The 16,461-nt window shown below is 60.7% G+C and carries 12 protein-coding genes; 5 read left to right on the forward strand and 7 right to left on the reverse strand.

Features of this window, described 5'->3' with window-relative positions; genetic code table 11:
• Nucleotides 1-172 precede the first annotated feature (172 nt).
• Together ACZ5FP_RS01705 and ACZ5FP_RS01710 are read right to left on the reverse strand one after the other, a co-directional pair.
• Nucleotides 173-460, reverse strand: a complete 288-nt coding sequence (locus ACZ5FP_RS01705; protein WP_464661765.1) for an addiction module antidote protein — start codon at nucleotides 458-460, stop codon at nucleotides 173-175.
• Nucleotides 441-797 carry a type II toxin-antitoxin system RelE/ParE family toxin gene (locus ACZ5FP_RS01710; RefSeq protein WP_464661767.1) on the reverse strand — a complete coding sequence of 119 codons (357 nt, stop codon included), beginning with the start codon at nucleotides 795-797 and terminating at the stop codon, nucleotides 441-443. Before ACZ5FP_RS01710 ends, ACZ5FP_RS01705 begins: the two co-directional genes overlap by 20 nt.
• Nucleotides 798-947: 150 nt before the next feature.
• On the opposite strand from ACZ5FP_RS01710, the gene ACZ5FP_RS01715 reads away from it, so the two are divergent.
• Nucleotides 948-2,348 carry an MATE family efflux transporter gene (locus ACZ5FP_RS01715; protein WP_464661769.1) on the forward strand — a complete coding sequence of 467 codons (1,401 nt, stop codon included), beginning with the start codon at nucleotides 948-950 and terminating at the stop codon, nucleotides 2,346-2,348.
• Nucleotides 2,349-2,358: 10 nt separating this feature from the next.
• Here ACZ5FP_RS01715 and ACZ5FP_RS01720 read toward each other — a convergent pair whose 3' ends face one another.
• Nucleotides 2,359-2,592, reverse strand: coding sequence for a DUF1674 domain-containing protein (locus ACZ5FP_RS01720; protein ID WP_464661771.1), 234 nt, complete (start codon nucleotides 2,590-2,592; stop codon nucleotides 2,359-2,361).
• A 115-nt stretch (nucleotides 2,593-2,707) separates the two neighbouring features.
• Between ACZ5FP_RS01720 and htpX the strand changes: the two genes are divergently transcribed.
• From htpX to purH, 4 genes are all read left to right on the forward strand, one after another.
• A complete protein-coding gene (gene htpX / locus ACZ5FP_RS01725) occupies nucleotides 2,708-3,679 on the forward strand; it encodes a zinc metalloprotease HtpX (RefSeq protein ID WP_464661772.1) in 972 nt (323 codons plus the stop codon).
• Nucleotides 3,676-5,055 (forward strand): RsmB/NOP family class I SAM-dependent RNA methyltransferase, encoded by a 1,380-nt coding sequence (locus ACZ5FP_RS01730; RefSeq protein ID WP_464663135.1) that lies wholly within the window; start codon nucleotides 3,676-3,678, stop codon nucleotides 5,053-5,055. The genes htpX and ACZ5FP_RS01730 overlap by 4 nt, the downstream gene beginning before the upstream one ends.
• A 185-nt stretch (nucleotides 5,056-5,240) precedes the next feature.
• Entirely contained in the window at nucleotides 5,241-6,950 is a 1,710-nt protein-coding gene (locus ACZ5FP_RS01735; protein WP_346305164.1) for a heparinase II/III family protein, read from the forward strand.
• Nucleotides 6,951-7,076: 126 nt separating this feature from the next.
• Nucleotides 7,077-8,693: a bifunctional phosphoribosylaminoimidazolecarboxamide formyltransferase/IMP cyclohydrolase gene (purH, locus tag ACZ5FP_RS01740; RefSeq protein WP_464661775.1), complete on the forward strand. Its 1,617-nt coding sequence runs from the start codon at nucleotides 7,077-7,079 to the stop codon at nucleotides 8,691-8,693.
• Here the strand turns inward: purH and ACZ5FP_RS01745 are convergent.
• From ACZ5FP_RS01745 to ACZ5FP_RS01760, 4 genes are all read right to left on the reverse strand, one after another.
• The gene (locus ACZ5FP_RS01745) at nucleotides 8,683-10,050 is read right to left on the reverse strand and encodes an MFS transporter (protein ID WP_464661777.1); all 1,368 of its coding nucleotides are present in this window, start codon (nucleotides 10,048-10,050) and stop codon (nucleotides 8,683-8,685) included. The genes purH and ACZ5FP_RS01745 overlap by 11 nt on opposite strands.
• 37 nt (nucleotides 10,051-10,087) lie before the next feature.
• A complete protein-coding gene (locus ACZ5FP_RS01750) occupies nucleotides 10,088-14,881 on the reverse strand; it encodes an NAD-glutamate dehydrogenase (RefSeq protein WP_464661779.1) in 4,794 nt (1,597 codons plus the stop codon).
• Between the two features lie 107 nt (nucleotides 14,882-14,988).
• Entirely contained in the window at nucleotides 14,989-15,621 is a 633-nt protein-coding gene (locus ACZ5FP_RS01755; protein WP_223613826.1) for a TPM domain-containing protein, read from the reverse strand.
• An 8-nt stretch (nucleotides 15,622-15,629) separates the two neighbouring features.
• Nucleotides 15,630-16,418, reverse strand: a complete 789-nt coding sequence (locus ACZ5FP_RS01760; protein ID WP_464663136.1) for a TPM domain-containing protein — start codon at nucleotides 16,416-16,418, stop codon at nucleotides 15,630-15,632.
• Nucleotides 16,419-16,461 lie beyond the last annotated feature (43 nt).

Consider the following 16,461-nt stretch of genomic DNA (forward strand, 5'->3'; position numbering starts at 1 on the left):
GTGATCCGATGTCTCGTGATTTCGCAAACTGCCACAAGGCGTCTGATGCTTTCCATCGGGGATCGTCTCTCCGTTGAATAAGCACCCTGGCTGGTCCAGGGGTAAGAAGGCCAAACGACAGCTTTGTGCCAGACGGAATTGCGGGGCCACTCTTCGGAGTGGCCCTTTCCGTTCAGGCAGCCCGTTTTCCTGTAATCTGGAAACCGATCGCCTTCATGACGGCAATCGTCGTTTCAAGCGTCGGATTCCCGTCCTCGCTCAAAGACCTGTACAGTTGTTCACGCGCCAAGCCGGTTGCACGGGCAATGCTCGTCATCCCCTTGGCGCGCGCCACGACACCCAGCGCTTTTGCAATATGACCTGCGTCGCCCGTTTCAAACGCATCGGCCAGGAACACTTCGATTGCATCGTCCGATTTCAAAGCCTCTGCTGGATCATATTCATAAAGCTTTGTCGCCATTGTCGTCTTTCCATTCTGCAGCCAACAGTTTTGCATTGCGTATGTCTTGCTGTTGCGTGCTCTTGTTCCCACCGCACAAGAGAATGACAATCTCGGAATTGTGCCGTTTGAAATAAACGCGATAGCCGGGTCCGTAGTGAATACGCAGCTCGCTGACGCCCTGTCCGACTGACAAAACATCACCGACCAGACCATTGGCCAAACGGAACAGCCGGGCAGCAATCGCAGCTCTTGCCCTGTCGTCTCTAAGCTTCCGCTCCCATCTCCGATAGGTATCCGTCTGTTTGATCTGCATTAAAAATGTATTTTTTAAATTACAAAATGTCAATTCCTCCAAGTATTAATCGGATGACATTCCAAATGAAACCAACGCCAGATTGTATCTGTGATGCACTTTGCTCTTTCCAAAATTGATGATACCAAGATTTCTGCCTGAAAATGGTGCACTCTGCCTCTATACGAGGCAATTCCCTCGGAAAGACCCACGATGTCCGCCCTCTCGACCCCAAACGCAGCACCGAAGCGTGCATGGCGTGACGAAATCATTGCAATGCTGTCCTTGAGCTGGCCGATGATTCTCACCAACCTGGCTCAGACCGCCATGACGGCAACCGACGTCATGATGATGGGCTGGGTCAGCGCGCACACGCTGGCCGCCGGGGCACTTGGTACCAATCTCTATTATGTTCCGATGATCTTTGGCCTTGGTCTCATGCTGGCGACATCGCCGATGATGGCGCGCGAGCTTGGCCGCAACAAACACACCGTACGGGAAATCCGCCGCACCGTGCGCCAGGGCCTGTGGATTGCGGTGACGATCTCCATTCCCATCTGGCTTGTCCTGTGGAACACCCAGTCGATCCTGACGGCCATGGGGCAGGATCCGGCGCTTGCGGCCGAGGCAGGCGCCTATGTCAGGGCCCTGCAATGGGCGGCCCTGCCGTTCTATTGCTACATCGTCGTCCGTTCATTCCTGGCAGCACTGGAGCGTCCAGGCTGGGCGCTGGTGATCGCCGTCCTCGCCGTGATGTTCAATGCCCTGGCAAACTGGTGCCTGATCTTCGGCCATTTCGGTTTCCCCAAACTCGGCATCGTCGGCTCGGGCATTGCCACGACGCTGTCCTCCGCGCTGATGTTCATCGGTCTTGTCGTTGTCGTTTTGCGCGACCGGCAGTTTCGCCGCTACCGGCTGTTTGGCCGGTTCTGGCGCGCTGACTGGGCCCGCTATCGCGAACTCCTGCGCCTCGGCCTGCCCATTGCAGCGATCCTCAGCTTTGAAGTGACCATCTTCAACGCGGCCGCCTTTCTGATGGGCATTATCGGGCCCGATTCCCTTGCCGCCCATGCCATTGCCATCCAGATCGCGTCGATCAGCTTCATGGTGCCCATGGGCTTCGGCCAGGCGGCAACCGTGCGCATTGGCAGGGCCTACGGTGCACAGGACCGGGATGGTATCAAGCGGGCGGGCTGGGTGGCGTTTGCAGCCGGCACAGGCTTCATGGTTCTGACAGCCCTCCTCATGCTCCTGGCGCCCCATCAGCTCATCCGCGCATTCATCGATGTCAGCGATCCGGCTAATGCGCCGGTCGTATCCCTCGCAGTGTCGTTTCTGGCCTTTGCTGCGCTTTTTCAGATTTTTGACGGCGGGCAGGCCGTTGCCAGCGGCATGCTGCGCGGCCTGCATGACACGACGATACCGATGATCTATGCGGCCATTGCCTATTGGGGCATCGGCCTGCCGCTCTCGGTCGCCTTTGGTTTCTGGCTGAAGCTGGAAGGCGCCGGCATCTGGCTCGGCCTGTTGTCCGGCCTGGCTGCCGCCGCCATTCTGCTGATGAGCCGTTGGCTGCGGCGGGAAAAACTGGGCATCGAAATCATCCGGCACTAGGCCGGCGGGATCAGAAATCGATGGTGCGGCCCTTGATTTCCCAATCGCCGAAGCGGGCGGGATCCTTGCCGCCGCGCCCGCCGATCTCCCGCGGCTGTCCGGCTTGTTTTTCCTCGGCCTTGCGGCGCGCCTCAGCTTCCAGCAATGCGCGCTGTGCGGCAGGCGGCAGTTGATCGAAAGGCTTGCCTGACGGCTGCTCGCCGGTCTCGGCCTGCGGCGTCTCCGATGTCTGGTCGCTGGTCATTCTGGTCTGTCCATCATTGAAGCTTGCTGTGTGAAACACCATCATATACCGGAAGATGTCGAACAAAAGGAATGATCTTGATACGTGAAATGTTCACAATGCGGGGAATGACACCATGAATGTAATGCGCACTGGAATGCTGCTCGCCTTCATGACCGCCTTGTTCATGGGCGTCGGTTTTCTCATTGGCGGCACCGGCGGCATGCTGATTGCCCTCGTCGTTGCGACGGGCATGAACCTCTTCAGCTACTGGAACTCCGACAAGATGGTCCTGCGGATGTACAACGCCGTGGAAGTCGACCAGAACAACGCACCGGAATATTACGGCATCGTGCGCGATCTCGCCGCGCGCGCTGGCTTGCCCATGCCACGGGTCTATCTCATCGAAAATGATCAGCCGAATGCTTTCGCCACGGGACGCAATCCGCAGAACGCCGCGGTGGCTGCGTCCACCGGACTGCTGCACCGCCTGTCACCGAACGAGGTTGCAGCTGTCATGGCGCACGAGCTGGCGCATGTCGAACACCGCGATACCCTGACCATGACCGTCACAGCCACCCTCGCCGGGGCAATCTCCATGCTTGGTAATTTTGCCATGTTCTTTGGCGGCGGCAATCGCAACAACAACAATCCCCTCGGCTTCATCGGCGTTCTCGTTGCCATGATCGTTGCGCCGTTCGCCGCCATGATCGTGCAGATGGCCATCAGCCGGACGCGCGAATATTCGGCGGACCGGCGCGGCGCGGAGATTTGCGGCAACCCGCTGTGGCTCGCCTCCGCACTCAACAAGATTGCCCGCGGCGCCAAGGAGATCGTCAACGAGGAAGCCGAGCGCAACCCGGCCTCCGCGTCGCTCTTCATCATCAATCCATTGAGCGGCCAAGGAGCTGACAATTTGTTCTCCACCCATCCGAGCACCAAAAACCGTATCGCGGCACTGCAGGCCATGGTGGAAGAGTTTCGCCGGCGCCCTGCCGCACCGCAGCCAATGGCAACGCCATCTGCTCCCGCACAGGAGGAGCCTCAGGACGAGACGCCGTCCCCCTGGGGCCGTGACGGTTCCTCGCGCAAAGGCCCATGGGCATGAGCGCGGGGCAGGAGAGAAAGCGGCCGTCTGGCAAGAAGAACAGCACGTCAAATTACCACGAGGCCGAAGACCGGCCGGGGCTGGCGGCGCGCCAATGCGCGACCCGGCTCCTTGGGGCCGTCATTGAAAAGCAGACCTCGCTGGATGGACTGACCGACAACAGCAACGGTCATCCGCAATACATGGCGCTTGACGACCGCGACCGGTCGCTGGTCCGCGCTATTCTCGGTGCTGCCCTGCGCAATCGCGGCGCCATTGAAGCAGCCATCGGTCAGCTGATCGACCGGCCGCTGCCCGAAAACGCCGTTGCCCTACGTCACCTGCTGCACGTGGCCGCTGCACAGATTCTCTATCTCGATATCCCCGATCGCGCCGCAGTCGACCTCGCGGTGACCGCCGCCAACAATGATCCGCGCAACCGGCGTTTCGCTTCGATGGTCAATGCCGTGCTGCGCCGCCTGTCGCGCGAGCGAGAAACCATTGTCTCCGACGCAAGCAATGTGCCTGCATGGTTCGAAGACAGCCTGATCGCCGCCTATGGCAAGGAAAAAGCCAAGGCTATCCTGGATATACAGAGCAAGGAACCGCCCATTGACCTCACCGTCAAGGGCGATCCGCAGGAATGGGCAGAGCGCCTTGGCGGCATTGCCCTCCCAACCGGATCGGTGCGCATCGCCCAGGTCGATGGTGCGCTGACCAGCCTTGCAGGCTTTGCCGAGGGCGACTGGTGGGTGCAGGATACGGCAGCTAGCCTTCCTGCAAAACTCTTCGGCGACATCAAGGGAAAGCGTGTTGCCGACCTTTGTGCCGCTCCCGGCGGTAAGACCGCGCAATTGGCGCAGGCTGGTGCGCATGTCACGGCGCTTGACCTGTCGGCCAATCGGTTGAAACGCCTGCGCTCCAACCTTGAGCGCCTGCAACTGACGGCAGAAACCGTGGAAGCCAATCTCGCCGCCTATACGCCAGCCGAACCGTTCGACGCGGTTCTGCTCGATGCGCCCTGTTCCTCCACCGGCACTGTGCGGCGCCATCCCGACGTTCCGTGGACGAAGTCGCCGGCCGATATCCAGAAGCTGGCAACGCTTCAGGCCAAGCTGCTCGATCACGCGGTCACCCTGGTGAAACCCGGCGGAGTCGTGGTCTTTTCCAATTGCTCGCTCGATCCGCTGGAAGGCGAAAAGGTTGCCAACGATCTTCTGGCCAAGAATCCGTCCATCGAATTGCTGCCCGTAAGCAAGAACGAGGTGGGCGGACTTGCCGAACTGATCACCCCGGAGGGCTATGTGCGTTCCACACCGGCTGACCTTGCCAACGATGATCCGGCCCTCTCAGGCATGGATGGTTTCTTCGCTGCACGTTTTCGCCGGAAAGATTAAAATCAAATACTAAAATTTTAACTGTTTTGGTTGCATAGTCCCGATTTGTCGTCGATGGGTTGAAACCAAAGCAATGATTTCAGGGAGCCGGGACAGGATTCCGCTGTGCGGGAGATGTTTCGCGAACATGCGTAACAGCAGACTGAAGTGCGCCGGAATGCGGCGAAGCGAGGAAATGCCGCGAGATGGTCGCTTTTAGCGAAACACCGCAACTTTGGGGACTTGCGACTGCGCAATTGTGGCGCCGTTTTCGCAGGCGCTTGCGCATGGGGCCGCTGTTTCGCTGGCGTTTCACCGGGTTCACCCCCGAACGCGTGCTCATTGCACCGCAGGATTTGCGCCCAGCCGACCCGCAGCTTGCAGAAGAATTTTACCATGGCCGCTTTGCGCTTGCCGGCCGGGTGGTTGAGACCGGCGGGCGCTCGCCCTTCATCGTCGAGCCACCCAATGCCGCCTGGCAGGCGGCGCTGCACAATTTCGGCTGGCTGCGCCATATGCGTGCTTCCGGCACCGAGCTTGCAACAGCCAATGCCCGCGCGCTGCTCAGCGACTGGATAGCGACCCACGGCCGCTCGATCGGCGGCCCTGCCTGGGCTCCCGAGGTCACAGCCCAGCGCATTATCGCCTGGCTCCAGCATTCCAGCCTCATCCTGGCGGGCGCAGACCTGCGCGCATACCGGCAATTCATGCGTTCGCTCGCCACCCAGGTGCGTTATCTGAGGACCATGGCCGCCGTGATGGACGATGGCGAAGAGAAACTGCGCGCCCGCATTGCGCTGGCCTTTGCCGCGCTGGCGCTGCCCGTTTCATCCAATACGGCGCGCTCGGCCCGTCGCAATCTCGAGTTTGAGCTCATTCACCAGATCCTGCCGGATGGCGGGCATATCTCCCGCAATCCGCTGACGGTGCTCGAACTTCTGGCCGACCTTCTTCCGCTGCGCCAGACCTATGCCAGCGGCACCGAGGCACCGCCGAAGGCGCTGATGGAAGCCATCGAGCGCATGCTGCCCGCGTTGCGGTTCTTCCGCCATCACGACGGCAACCTGGCCCTGTTCAACGGCGTCGGCGCGACGATGCCCGAACGCGTCATCGCCGTTCTGCGCCATGACGATATTGGCGGCCTGCCGCTGACCCATGCGCTGCATTCGGGTTATGAGCGGCTCTCGATGGATTCGACCACCATCATTGCCGATACCGGCCTTGCGCCGCCGGTCACCGCGTCGCGCGATGCCCATGCCGGGTGCCTGTCCTTCGAAATGTCATCCGGGCGCAATCGCTACATCGTCAATGCCGGTGTCGACCGCTACGGTCCGGAAGAATTCCGCCCGCTGGCGCGCTCCACCGCTGCGCATTCCACCGCGACGATCAATGACACCTCGTCATGCCGTTTCAGCGCGACCTCCGGGCTTTCCACCATGATCGGCACCCCGATTATCGCCGGGCCGACAAAGGTCAATGTCGAGCGGATCGAGCGGCCGGGGGCCGCTGGCTTCGTCGCCAACCACAATGGCTATGTCCGGCCATTCGGCATCTACCACGAACGCCAGATCGTCCTGTCGCACAATGGCAGTGTCATCGAGGGCATCGACAGTTTCTTCGCTGCCGGCCGCAATCCGCTGCGCGGGACCGGCCGCGAAAATGTGGTCATCCGCTTTCATCTGCATCCGGCGGTCAATGTCAGCGTCGATGATAACGGCCTGATCATCCTGCAGGTGGACAATGACGATATCTGGATGTTTTCCGCCACCGTTCAGCCCTTCATCGAAGACTCGCTGTTCTTCGCCGGGTTCCGCGGGCCGGTCAAAACGCGCCAGATCACGCTTTCGCTAAGTGCGGCGCAACTGCCGGAAGTGGAATGGCAATTCACCCGGACATCCCTCGGCGCCTATGGCTGACCCCTTGTGGTGGGGAAAACCGCCCCAATTCGTCTGAATATGCGATCGGAAGTAGGATTCCTTGGCTGCCTGTGCTAACCGGCTGTCCAAATCCCCCAAACTTTCCCGCTGAGGACGAATTCTCCCATGGCCGTCACTGCAAAATCCATTCCCGCCCCGAACCTTCATCCCGTCAAGCGCGCGCTCATTTCGGTTTCCGACAAGGCGGGCCTGACAGCCCTCGCCCATGCGCTGCACCGGCACGGTATCGAAATCCTGTCGACGGGCGGAACCTCGAAGACCATCGCGGCGGAAGGCATTCCGGTCATTGACGTTTCCGAGATCACCAACTTTCCCGAGATCATGGATGGCCGCGTCAAGACCCTGCACCCCAAGGTGCATGGCGGCCTTCTGGCCGTGCGTGATGACCCCGAACATGCCGATGCCATGCAGGCGCACGGCATCGGCGCCATCGATCTGGCAGTCATCAACCTTTACCCCTTTGAAGAGGTTCGCCATTCCGGTGCCGACTACGCCAATATCGTCGAGAACATCGACATTGGCGGACCGGCCATGATCCGCGCGGCGGCAAAGAACCATGCCTATGTCGGCGTGGTCACCGATACGGGCGACTACGAGATGGTGATTGCCATGCTCGACAAGCACGAGGGATCACTGCCCTATTCTTTCCGCCAGAGCCTCGCCGCCAAGGCCTATGCCCGTACGGCAACCTATGATGCGGCCATCTCCGGCTGGTTTGCCGAAGCGCTGATGACCGAGACGCCCTCGCGCCGGGCCATCGGCGGCCACCTGCATTCCGTCATGCGCTACGGTGAAAACCCGCATCAGTCCGCCGGTTTTTATCTCACCGGGGAAAAGCGTCCGGGCGTTGCCACGGCAACCCAGCTGCAGGGCAAGCAGCTTTCCTACAATAACATCAACGATACCGACGCAGCTTTCGAACTGGTTGCCGAGTTCGATCCGGCCCGCACCTCGGCCGTCGCCATCATCAAGCATGCCAACCCCTGCGGCGTAGCTGAGGGCGCAACACTGAAGGAAGCCTATCTCAAGGCATTGGCCTGCGATCCCGTTTCGGCCTTCGGCGGCATTGTCGCCCTCAACAAGACACTCGATGCGGATGCGGCGGAAGAAATCGTCAAGACCTTCACCGAAGTGATCATCGCGCCGGATGCAACACCGGAAGCGCAGGCAATCGTTGCCGCCAAGAAAAACCTTCGCTTGCTAGTCACCGGCGGTCTGCCCGATCCGCGTGCATCTGGCATCACGGCAAAGACCGTTGCAGGCGGCATTCTCGTCCAGTCACGCGACAGCGGCGTGGTCGACGATCTCGATCTGAAGGTCGTGACCAAGCGTGCCCCGACCGAACAGGAAATGACCGATCTGAAGCTCGCCTTCCGCATCGCCAAGCATGTCAAATCCAACGCCATCGTCTATGTGAAGGATGGCGCAGCGGTCGGCATCGGCGCCGGTCAGATGAGCCGCGTTGATTCCGCACGCATTGCCGCCCGCAAGGCGGAAGATGCTGCTGAAGCCGCCGGATTGGCGACACCTCTGACCAAAGGCTCGGTCGTCGCCTCCGACGCGTTCTTCCCCTTCGCCGACGGATTGCTGTCAGCGGTCGCCGCCGGAGCCACGGCCGTTATCCAGCCCGGTGGTTCCATGCGGGACGAGGACGTTATCACTGCGGCCGATGAACACGGCATTGCCATGGTGTTCACCGGCATGCGCCATTTCAGGCACTAGGTTTGACGGGAATTGCGGCGGGATAGGGTGTTCGCAACAGGACAGCCAGTCCGGCCAGCAGGAAGACGATGATCATCGCCATGCCGAGGCGTGGCGATCCGCTCAGCGCTGTCACGGTGGCAACCATGAATGGCGCGAGAAAACTGGTTGCCCGCCCCGACAGGGCATAGATGCCGAAATAGCGGCCCGCTTCGTCGATCGACACGCTGCGGGCCATGTAGGACCGCGACGATGCCTGCACCGGGCCGAAGGCAAGCCCGATGAGAAGCCCGAACACGATGAAGGCCTTCTCGGCGGGTGTCTTGAACAGCCCGCCCGTATCGGCGCCGGTCAGCGGCAACAATCCAAACAGTGTGTAGCCGGGCCCAGTCGAGACGATGCCGATGGCCGCGATGGTCAATAGCAGCAGCGAGATCACCACCACCGCCTTCGAGCCGATCCGCGTATCGAGCCAGCTCGCGGCAAGGCAGCCGAAAATCGCAACGACATTCAGGATGATGCCGTAGATGCCGATCTCCACGGTTGCCCAGCCGAACATGATCGCGGCAAATGCCCCGCCAAGGGCGATCAGGGCGTTGACGCCATCCTGGTAAATCATGCGTGCGATCAGAAAGCGGAAGATGCCCGGACGCCGGCGCACCTCGCCAATGGTGGATTTCAACTCCGCAAGCCCCCCGCGCACCGCCTTGCCGATGGGCAGCCCCCTTGCGCTGTCGGGCGTGAACAGGAACATCGGCAGCACGAAAACCAGATACCACAGCGCGGACAGAGGTCCGGTTGCGCGGTCGCCCTCGCCTGCAGCGGGATCAAGCCCCAGGATTGGCTGCGATCCCAGCATGGTTTTTCCGGTTTCCGGCGAGCCGGCCATGAAGGCGACGACAAAGATCAGGGCAATCATGCCGCCGAGATAACCGAGTCCCCACGCCATGTTGGAAATGCGCCCGATATCCTTTTCCGGCACCAGCCGCGGCATCATCGAGTCGTTGAAAACAATGGAGAATTCCGCGGCAATCGACGCCAGGGAAAAGAAGATCAGCGGAGCAATGAGACTTGAACCCGGCGCGGCGAACCACAGCATCGACAGGGCGATGATCTGGATGACGGCAAAGAAGCCGATCCACGGCTTGCGCGCGCCGGTCTGATCGGCAATCGACCCGAGGACGGGCGAGAGCACGGCGATGACGAGGCCGGATATGGCAATGCCATAACCCCAGGCGGCCTGGCCGATGGCGGGATCACTCGCCATCCGCGCAACGAAATAGGGACCGAAGATGAAGGTCGTGACAACGGTGAAGAATGGCTGCGCCGCCCAATCGAAGAACATCCATCCCCAGATGCCCCGTTTAGACGCAGCCATGTCGTTTCCTTCCCCTGATCCGGTCCCCCAGCCTGTTCTAGGACAGGTCGGAAAGCAATCCGGCGGCAACGGCGAGACGCGAGACCGTGAGGTCTCCGCCCTCGACGATATTCGCCATACGCTGACGCACCTCATCGACCTGCGTGCCGCGTCCGGCCAGCCATTCCTTGGCCGGATCGGACTTCTTGCCATGCTCGCTGAGTGCCGCCACGGCAATACCGCGCCGCGCCTGCGAAATCAGGTCGGATGCACGGGCCAGCGCGATACCGTCATAGTAGTCCGCGACGGAAACACCCCGGGCGGCTTCAACGATACGGCCGATGCGGAACGCTTCGGAGATATCGAAATACGCCTTGGCAGCACTGGCAATGTCGGTACCGGCCTGTTGGGCGACGGCAGCGATATCCGGAATGATGGGCGCGATTTCCAGCCGGGCGAGCTGAGCCGCCAAGGCCGCAGGTGCACCCAATCCGGCGTAGTAGGCCGTATCGTCGCGCAGCTGGCTGCTCATGGAAGGCGGCAGCAGCTTCTCCAGTTTGGGCTGGAGCGTGCTGCGGGCCGATTTGATTTCCTTGATTGCCGCCTCCAGGCCGATGCCGCCGGTCCGGTTGCGCAGAACCCACGCCGTTGTCCAGTTGAGCATCTGCGCCACCTTGGCATAGAACCCGTTCTGCACGTCGCCGGGCAGAGCATTGTCGAGCGCATCGATGTCGGCAAGCACCCCATCGACCTCGAAACCGTCACGCACGATCACATAGGCCCGGACGATATCCGGTGCCGACTGCCCCGTCAGATCGGCGAGACGGCTGACAAAGGTCGGGCCGCCCCGGTTGATGGCATCATTGGCAAGCTGCGTCGCAATGATTTCCCGGCGCAGACGATGCGTGCGGATTTCCTCGCCGTAGCCTTCCTTCATCTGCTTCGGGAAGTAATCGAGCAACCCTCGTTCCAGATAGGGATCATCCGGCAGGTTGCTGGCCAGCAGTTGATCGGACAGCACGATCTTGGCATAGGCGAGCAGGACACCGAGTTCGGCGCGGCTGAGCGCGATGCCATCAGCCTGCCTTTCGGCCAATGCCTTGTCATCCGGCAGGGTTTCCACCTTGCGGTTCAACAGCTTCCGGGCTTCCAGTTCGCTCATGAACCGCGACTGATAGGCAAGATCGGTCAACCCACGCCGCTGCGCCAGCGACAGTGCCAGCGTCTGCAGATAATTGTTGCGCAGGACGAGATGCCCTACTTCGTCCGTCATCGATTCGAGCAGCGTATCGCGCTTGTCGCGCTGCAGTTTTCCCGAACGCATGGCCTGCGCGAGGGCAATCTTGATGTTGACCTCGACGTCAGAGGTGTTCACGCCGGCCGAATTATCGATGGCGTCGGAATTGCAGCGCCCACCGGCGAGACCGAACTCGATGCGCGCCTTTTGCGTCACGCCGAGATTGGCACCCTCGCCGATCACCTTGGCCCGCACATCAAGCCCGGTGATGCGGATGGCGTCATTGGCGCGGTCGCCCACTTCGGCGTCCGTCTCGAAGCTGGAGCGGATATAGGTGCCGATGCCGCCGAACCACAGGAGATCGACCGGTGCTTTCAGGATGGCCGTCATGATTTCGAACGGCGTTGCCGTGGTCTTGGCAAGGCCGATCACCTTGGCGGCTTCCTTCGACAGGGTAATCGACTTCTGCGAACGGGAGAACACGCCGCCGCCGGCCGAAATCTTCGACTTGTCATAGTCCTGCCAGCTCGAACGCGGCAGGTTGAACAGGCGCTGCCGCTCCTTCAGGCTGGCTTTGACGTCGGGCTCCGGATCAATGAAGATATCGCGGTGGTCAAACGCGGCAACGAGTTTCGTCTGCGGCGACAGCAGCATGCCATTGCCGAAGACGTCGCCGGACATGTCGCCGACGCCAACCGCCACAAACGGTACTTTCTGGATATCCGTGCCGATTTCGCGGAAATGCCGTTTCACGGCTTCCCAGGCACCGCGAGCGGTGATGCCCATCTTCTTGTGGTCGTAACCGGCCGAACCACCCGACGCAAAGGCATCGTCCAGCCAGAAATCATGTGCCTGGCTGATGGCGTTGGCGGTGTCGGAGAACGTCGCCGTGCCCTTGTCGGCAGCCACGACGAAATAGGGATCGTCCCCGTCCAGCCGCAGGATATTTTCCGGCGGCACAACGGTTTCACCGTGCAGGTTGTCGGTCACCGACAACAGCGTCGCGATGAAGGTGATGTAGGCGGAACGTCCCGCTTCGAAGATCACGTTGCGGTCGCCGCCTGTCGGCAGGCGCTTCGGATAGAACCCGCCCTTGGCGCCAACCGGCACGATGACGGCATTCTTGACCTGCTGTGCCTTGACCAGGCCCAGCACTTCCGTGCGGTAGTCCTGTGCCCGGTCCGACCAGCGAAGCCCGCCGCGCGCGACCGGACCAAAGCGCAGGTGGACACCCTCGACTTCGGGGCCATAGACAAAGATTTCGCGATAGGGCCGTGGCTCCGGCAGATCATCGAGTGCGCGCGGGTCGAGCTTGAAGGCCAATGTCACACGCTCGCTGCCATCCTCTTCCGGCGCAAAGGCATTGGTGCGCAATGTCGATTCGATCAGATTGAGGAAACGGCGCAGGATGCGGTCATCGTCAAGGCTCGGCACACCCTGCAGTGCCTCTTCGATGGCAGCGCGAATCGTTGCCTGTTTGCGGTGCGATTGCGTTGCGGCACCCTTTTTCGGATTGAGCCGCTGCTCGAACAGATCGAACAATTGCTTGGCAATCGCCGGGTAGCGGTTGAGCGCAATGGCGATGTAATCCTGCGAATAGGGAATACCGGCCTGTTGCAGATAACGGCCATAGGCGCGCAGGATGATGATCTGGCGTGCCGTCAACTGCCCGGTCAATGCGAGCGCATTGTAGCCGTCATTGTCGGAAGCGCCGCCCCATATGTTGCGGAACACATCTTCGAACAGGTCGCCATTGTCCCTCAGATCGATGGAGGACCCGGATGTGCTGACCAATTCCATGTCATGCACGAAAAGCGGGCTGCCATCGGCAGCAGGCAAGGCAAACGTCTGCTCGCTGATCACGCGGAAGCCCATGTTCTCGAGCAGCGGCACGCGCTGGGACAGGGCGACGGCCGAGCCGTAGTGATAGATTTTCAGCGACGCCGCATTGGCGCCATCGGTCCGGTGACGGTAGAAATCAACAAACAGCGGATTGGTCCGCGACAGTCCGGCGATCCGGCTGGCATCGATCAGCGCTTCATCCGGCGAAAAGTTTTCGCGGTAGGAATCGGGGAATACTGCGGCAAGCGACGAGAACTCCGCCAGGCCGCTGCGATCGCCAACTTCGGCGACGGCGTCTTCCCAGGTGCGGACAATCGACCGGACGGTTTCTTCCAAAGCCTCGCGCTTGACCTTGGGGAAGTCATTCTCCGCATGGCCGATGATGAAGTGGACACGCGCCAGATTGCCTTCCGGAAATGCCGGATAATAGGCGGAAACATGTCCCTCATAGGTTGCCGCGAGATAGGAGCCAACCTTTTCGCGCACGATGGAATCGTAACGTTCGCGCGGCACATAGACGATGATGGAAGCAAACCGGCCGAAAGGATCGATGCGCGGCAGGACACGCACACGCGGGCGCTCACCCAGGGCCAGAATGATCTCGGCATTGCGGGTCAGTGTCTTGACGTCGATCTGGAAAAGATCGTCGCGCGGATAGCTCTCGAGCACCTTGATGAGCTGCTTGCCCGAGTGATCCTCGCGATTGAATCCGAGGCGGCTGATGACGCTTTCCGTCTTCGAACGCAGATAGGGGATCTTCAGCACGGAACGCGTATAGGCCCCGGAGGTGAAAAGGCCGACGAAGCGCAATTCACCGCTCACCTTGCCATCGGCGTCATAGGTCTTGACGCCGATATAGTCCATGTAACCGCGGCGATGCACCAGCGACTTGGTGTTCGCCTTGGTGACGATCAGCGGTTCGGGACCGGTGAGGAACGCAATGATCTGCGGCGTGGTCGTCACGCCCTGGTTGCCGCGCTTGAGCACGCGCACATCGGGATCACGCAGAATACCAAGCCCGGGTTTGCCCGACCGCTCCAGTTCGCCCTGGCTGCCGTCACCCTGATAATCATATTCGCGCACACCGAGGAAGGTGAAATTGTTGTCGCGCAGCCATTCGAGGAATTCGACCGCCTCTTCGGCGGCGGCTTTCTTCATCGGCGTCTTGCCGGTCTTGTAGGCTTCGATCGCATCGCCGAGACGCGCAACCATGGCGGCGCGGTCATTCACCGCTTCGCGCACCTGCTTGAGCACGAGATTGAGCGCTTCGACCATGATTTCACGCACGGGTGCATCCAGCGCCGGTACGTGAATCTGCATCACGGAGACGCGGGCCTCATCCTTGCCCGGCTTATCGGGTCCTGCAGCACCGATAACCGCGCCGCTTTTCCGGTCCACATCCATCACCGGATGCAGCACCAGATAGACAGAACTCACCCGTTCGCTGATCTCACCCAGAACCGAGTCGAGCAGGAAGGGCATGTTATCATTGATCAGGGTGACGACCGTAACCGGCCTGCCATCGCGGGAGACGGTACTGCCATCGGAAAGGTCGATCAGGGTCTTTCCCGATTTGAACCGGCTCAGTGCATCCTCGGCAAGCCTGGCAGACGTTCTCAGCGCCCCTGCATCGTAGTCAGCAAGGTCTTCTGCCGGCGCCCGCGCAAACAGCAGTTCTTCAAACAAACCGGGTGCTTGCTTCTTTTCTTTCGTGGCTTTTGCTGTTTTTGATTTCAGCGCGGCTTTCGCGCCCGATTTTGTTGTTGAAGCCATCAGATTCTCTCCCTGAACAGGCATTTTGGCTCATCATAGCCACTGAAATTGCATTTTCGACTGCAAACTGCACGTCGGAGGTAAAATTCGCATGACATTTGGACCGGCTACAGTTCCACCAGATGGTCATCGAGCTCGTTGACGTTGTCGGGACCTGCCGGAAAGTGTGTTTCAAGCAATTGCCCCGCATGCCGAATGGCCTTGAGAAAGCCGGAGGCATGATCATCCAGCGCCGCATGGTTTGTCAGGATTGCGACAATGCCGTTCCATTCCTCCTGCGGCACACGCGCATTGATGCCCGCATCTGCCACGACTTCCGCGTAGTGCTCGGCCAGGGACACGAAGAGCAGAATGCCGGTGCGCTTTTCCGTCAGGTGAACATTGCGCGCCAGGAATTGCTGAACCGCGTTGAGGTGCGCGCGCTGATAGAGGATGCGCTTGGGCACGAACAGCATGCCAAGGCCCGGCACCAGCCGGATCAGCAGGATAGCGGTGAGAAACGCCGCGAGAATGGCCAGACCGAACAGCGGCAGTGAAATCGTGAACCAGTACCAGTGTGCCGCCAGTGCAACCACGACGGCTGCAATGAGGATAGCAACGGTGACCACAAAACCGGCGACGAAGAAATAGCTGTCGCTGCGGCGGGCGAGCACCGCGTAGATTTCGCCGCTGGTCCGGCTTTCCGCATCACGGATCGCCTCAGCAATGCGGGCGTGATCCTCGTCGCTCATCATTGACATGCTCTCTCCTACCAACTTCCCGAAGCGCCGCCGCCACCCGACGAACCGCCGCCGCCGGAAAAGCCGCCGCCTCCGCCACCGCCGGAAGACCAACCGCCACCACCCGATGACCATCCTCCACCGGAACCGCCGCCCGAGGAGGATCGTGTATCGATGGTCATGCCAAGCCATTTATAGCGGCCGGGCCCGATCTTCTGGCCGAAAACTGAAGCCATGATCGCCATGCCGAAACCACCGAAGAAGATCAGCACCCAGATCGAGATGAAAATCACCCCGAACCAGTCGATGTTGGAGGATTCCTGCTGGATATTCCGCTTTGCCCGCGCCTGGAGTTCAGCGGAATCGCCGGAGAGCACGGTCAGTATATCGTCGACCCCCCGTGCTATGCCGCCGGAATAGTCGCCCGAACGGAAGCCCGGAATAATGGCATTCTCGATGATCAGCCGGGACAACAGATCCGTCAGCGTTCCTTCCAGCCCATAGCCGACCTCGATCCGCACCTTGCGGTCACTGGGAGCGACGACCAGAAGGACGCCGTTGTTTTCCTGCTTCTGGCCAAGCGCCCAGGCGCGATAAAGCCGGTTGGAATAGGGCTCGATCGCCTCTCCATCAAGGCTTGCAACCGTCACGACGACGACCTGGTCAGATGACTTCGCCTCGAATGCCGCCAGCTTCTGGGTGATGGCATCCCGCGTTGCCGCATCGATGACATTTGCGCCGTCGACCACGCGTCCCGTCAGGGCTGGCAGCGCGGCCGCAAAAGCGCCGCCCAGCAACAGCCCAAGCAGAACCGGCATCAACAGCAGACCATGCGAAATCCGCATCAAGATGGGACGTCGC

This window comes from Phyllobacterium sp. T2-21 (genome assembly GCF_055378485.1).

Bases quoted from the DNA above. Each gene is read 5' to 3' on its own strand.
- ACZ5FP_RS01705 (WP_464661765.1), bottom strand. From the start codon at position 460: ATGGCGACAAAGCTTTATGAATATGATCCAGCAGAGGCTTTGAAATCG.
- ACZ5FP_RS01715 (WP_464661769.1), top strand. From the start codon at position 948: ATGTCCGCCCTCTCGACCCCAAACGCAGCACCGAAGCGTGCATGGCGT.
- ACZ5FP_RS01720 (WP_464661771.1), bottom strand. From the start codon at position 2,592: ATGACCAGCGACCAGACATCGGAGACGCCGCAGGCCGAGACCGGCGAG.
- htpX (WP_464661772.1), top strand. From the start codon at position 2,708: ATGAATGTAATGCGCACTGGAATGCTGCTCGCCTTCATGACCGCCTTG.
- ACZ5FP_RS01730 (WP_464663135.1), top strand. From the start codon at position 3,676: ATGAGCGCGGGGCAGGAGAGAAAGCGGCCGTCTGGCAAGAAGAACAGC.
- ACZ5FP_RS01735 (WP_346305164.1), top strand. From the start codon at position 5,241: ATGGTCGCTTTTAGCGAAACACCGCAACTTTGGGGACTTGCGACTGCG.
- purH (WP_464661775.1), top strand. From the start codon at position 7,077: ATGGCCGTCACTGCAAAATCCATTCCCGCCCCGAACCTTCATCCCGTC.
- ACZ5FP_RS01745 (WP_464661777.1), bottom strand. From the start codon at position 10,050: ATGGCTGCGTCTAAACGGGGCATCTGGGGATGGATGTTCTTCGATTGG.
- ACZ5FP_RS01750 (WP_464661779.1), bottom strand. From the start codon at position 14,881: ATGGCTTCAACAACAAAATCGGGCGCGAAAGCCGCGCTGAAATCAAAA.
- ACZ5FP_RS01755 (WP_223613826.1), bottom strand. From the start codon at position 15,621: ATGTCAATGATGAGCGACGAGGATCACGCCCGCATTGCTGAGGCGATC.
- ACZ5FP_RS01760 (WP_464663136.1), bottom strand. From the start codon at position 16,418: ATGCCGGTTCTGCTTGGGCTGTTGCTGGGCGGCGCTTTTGCGGCCGCG.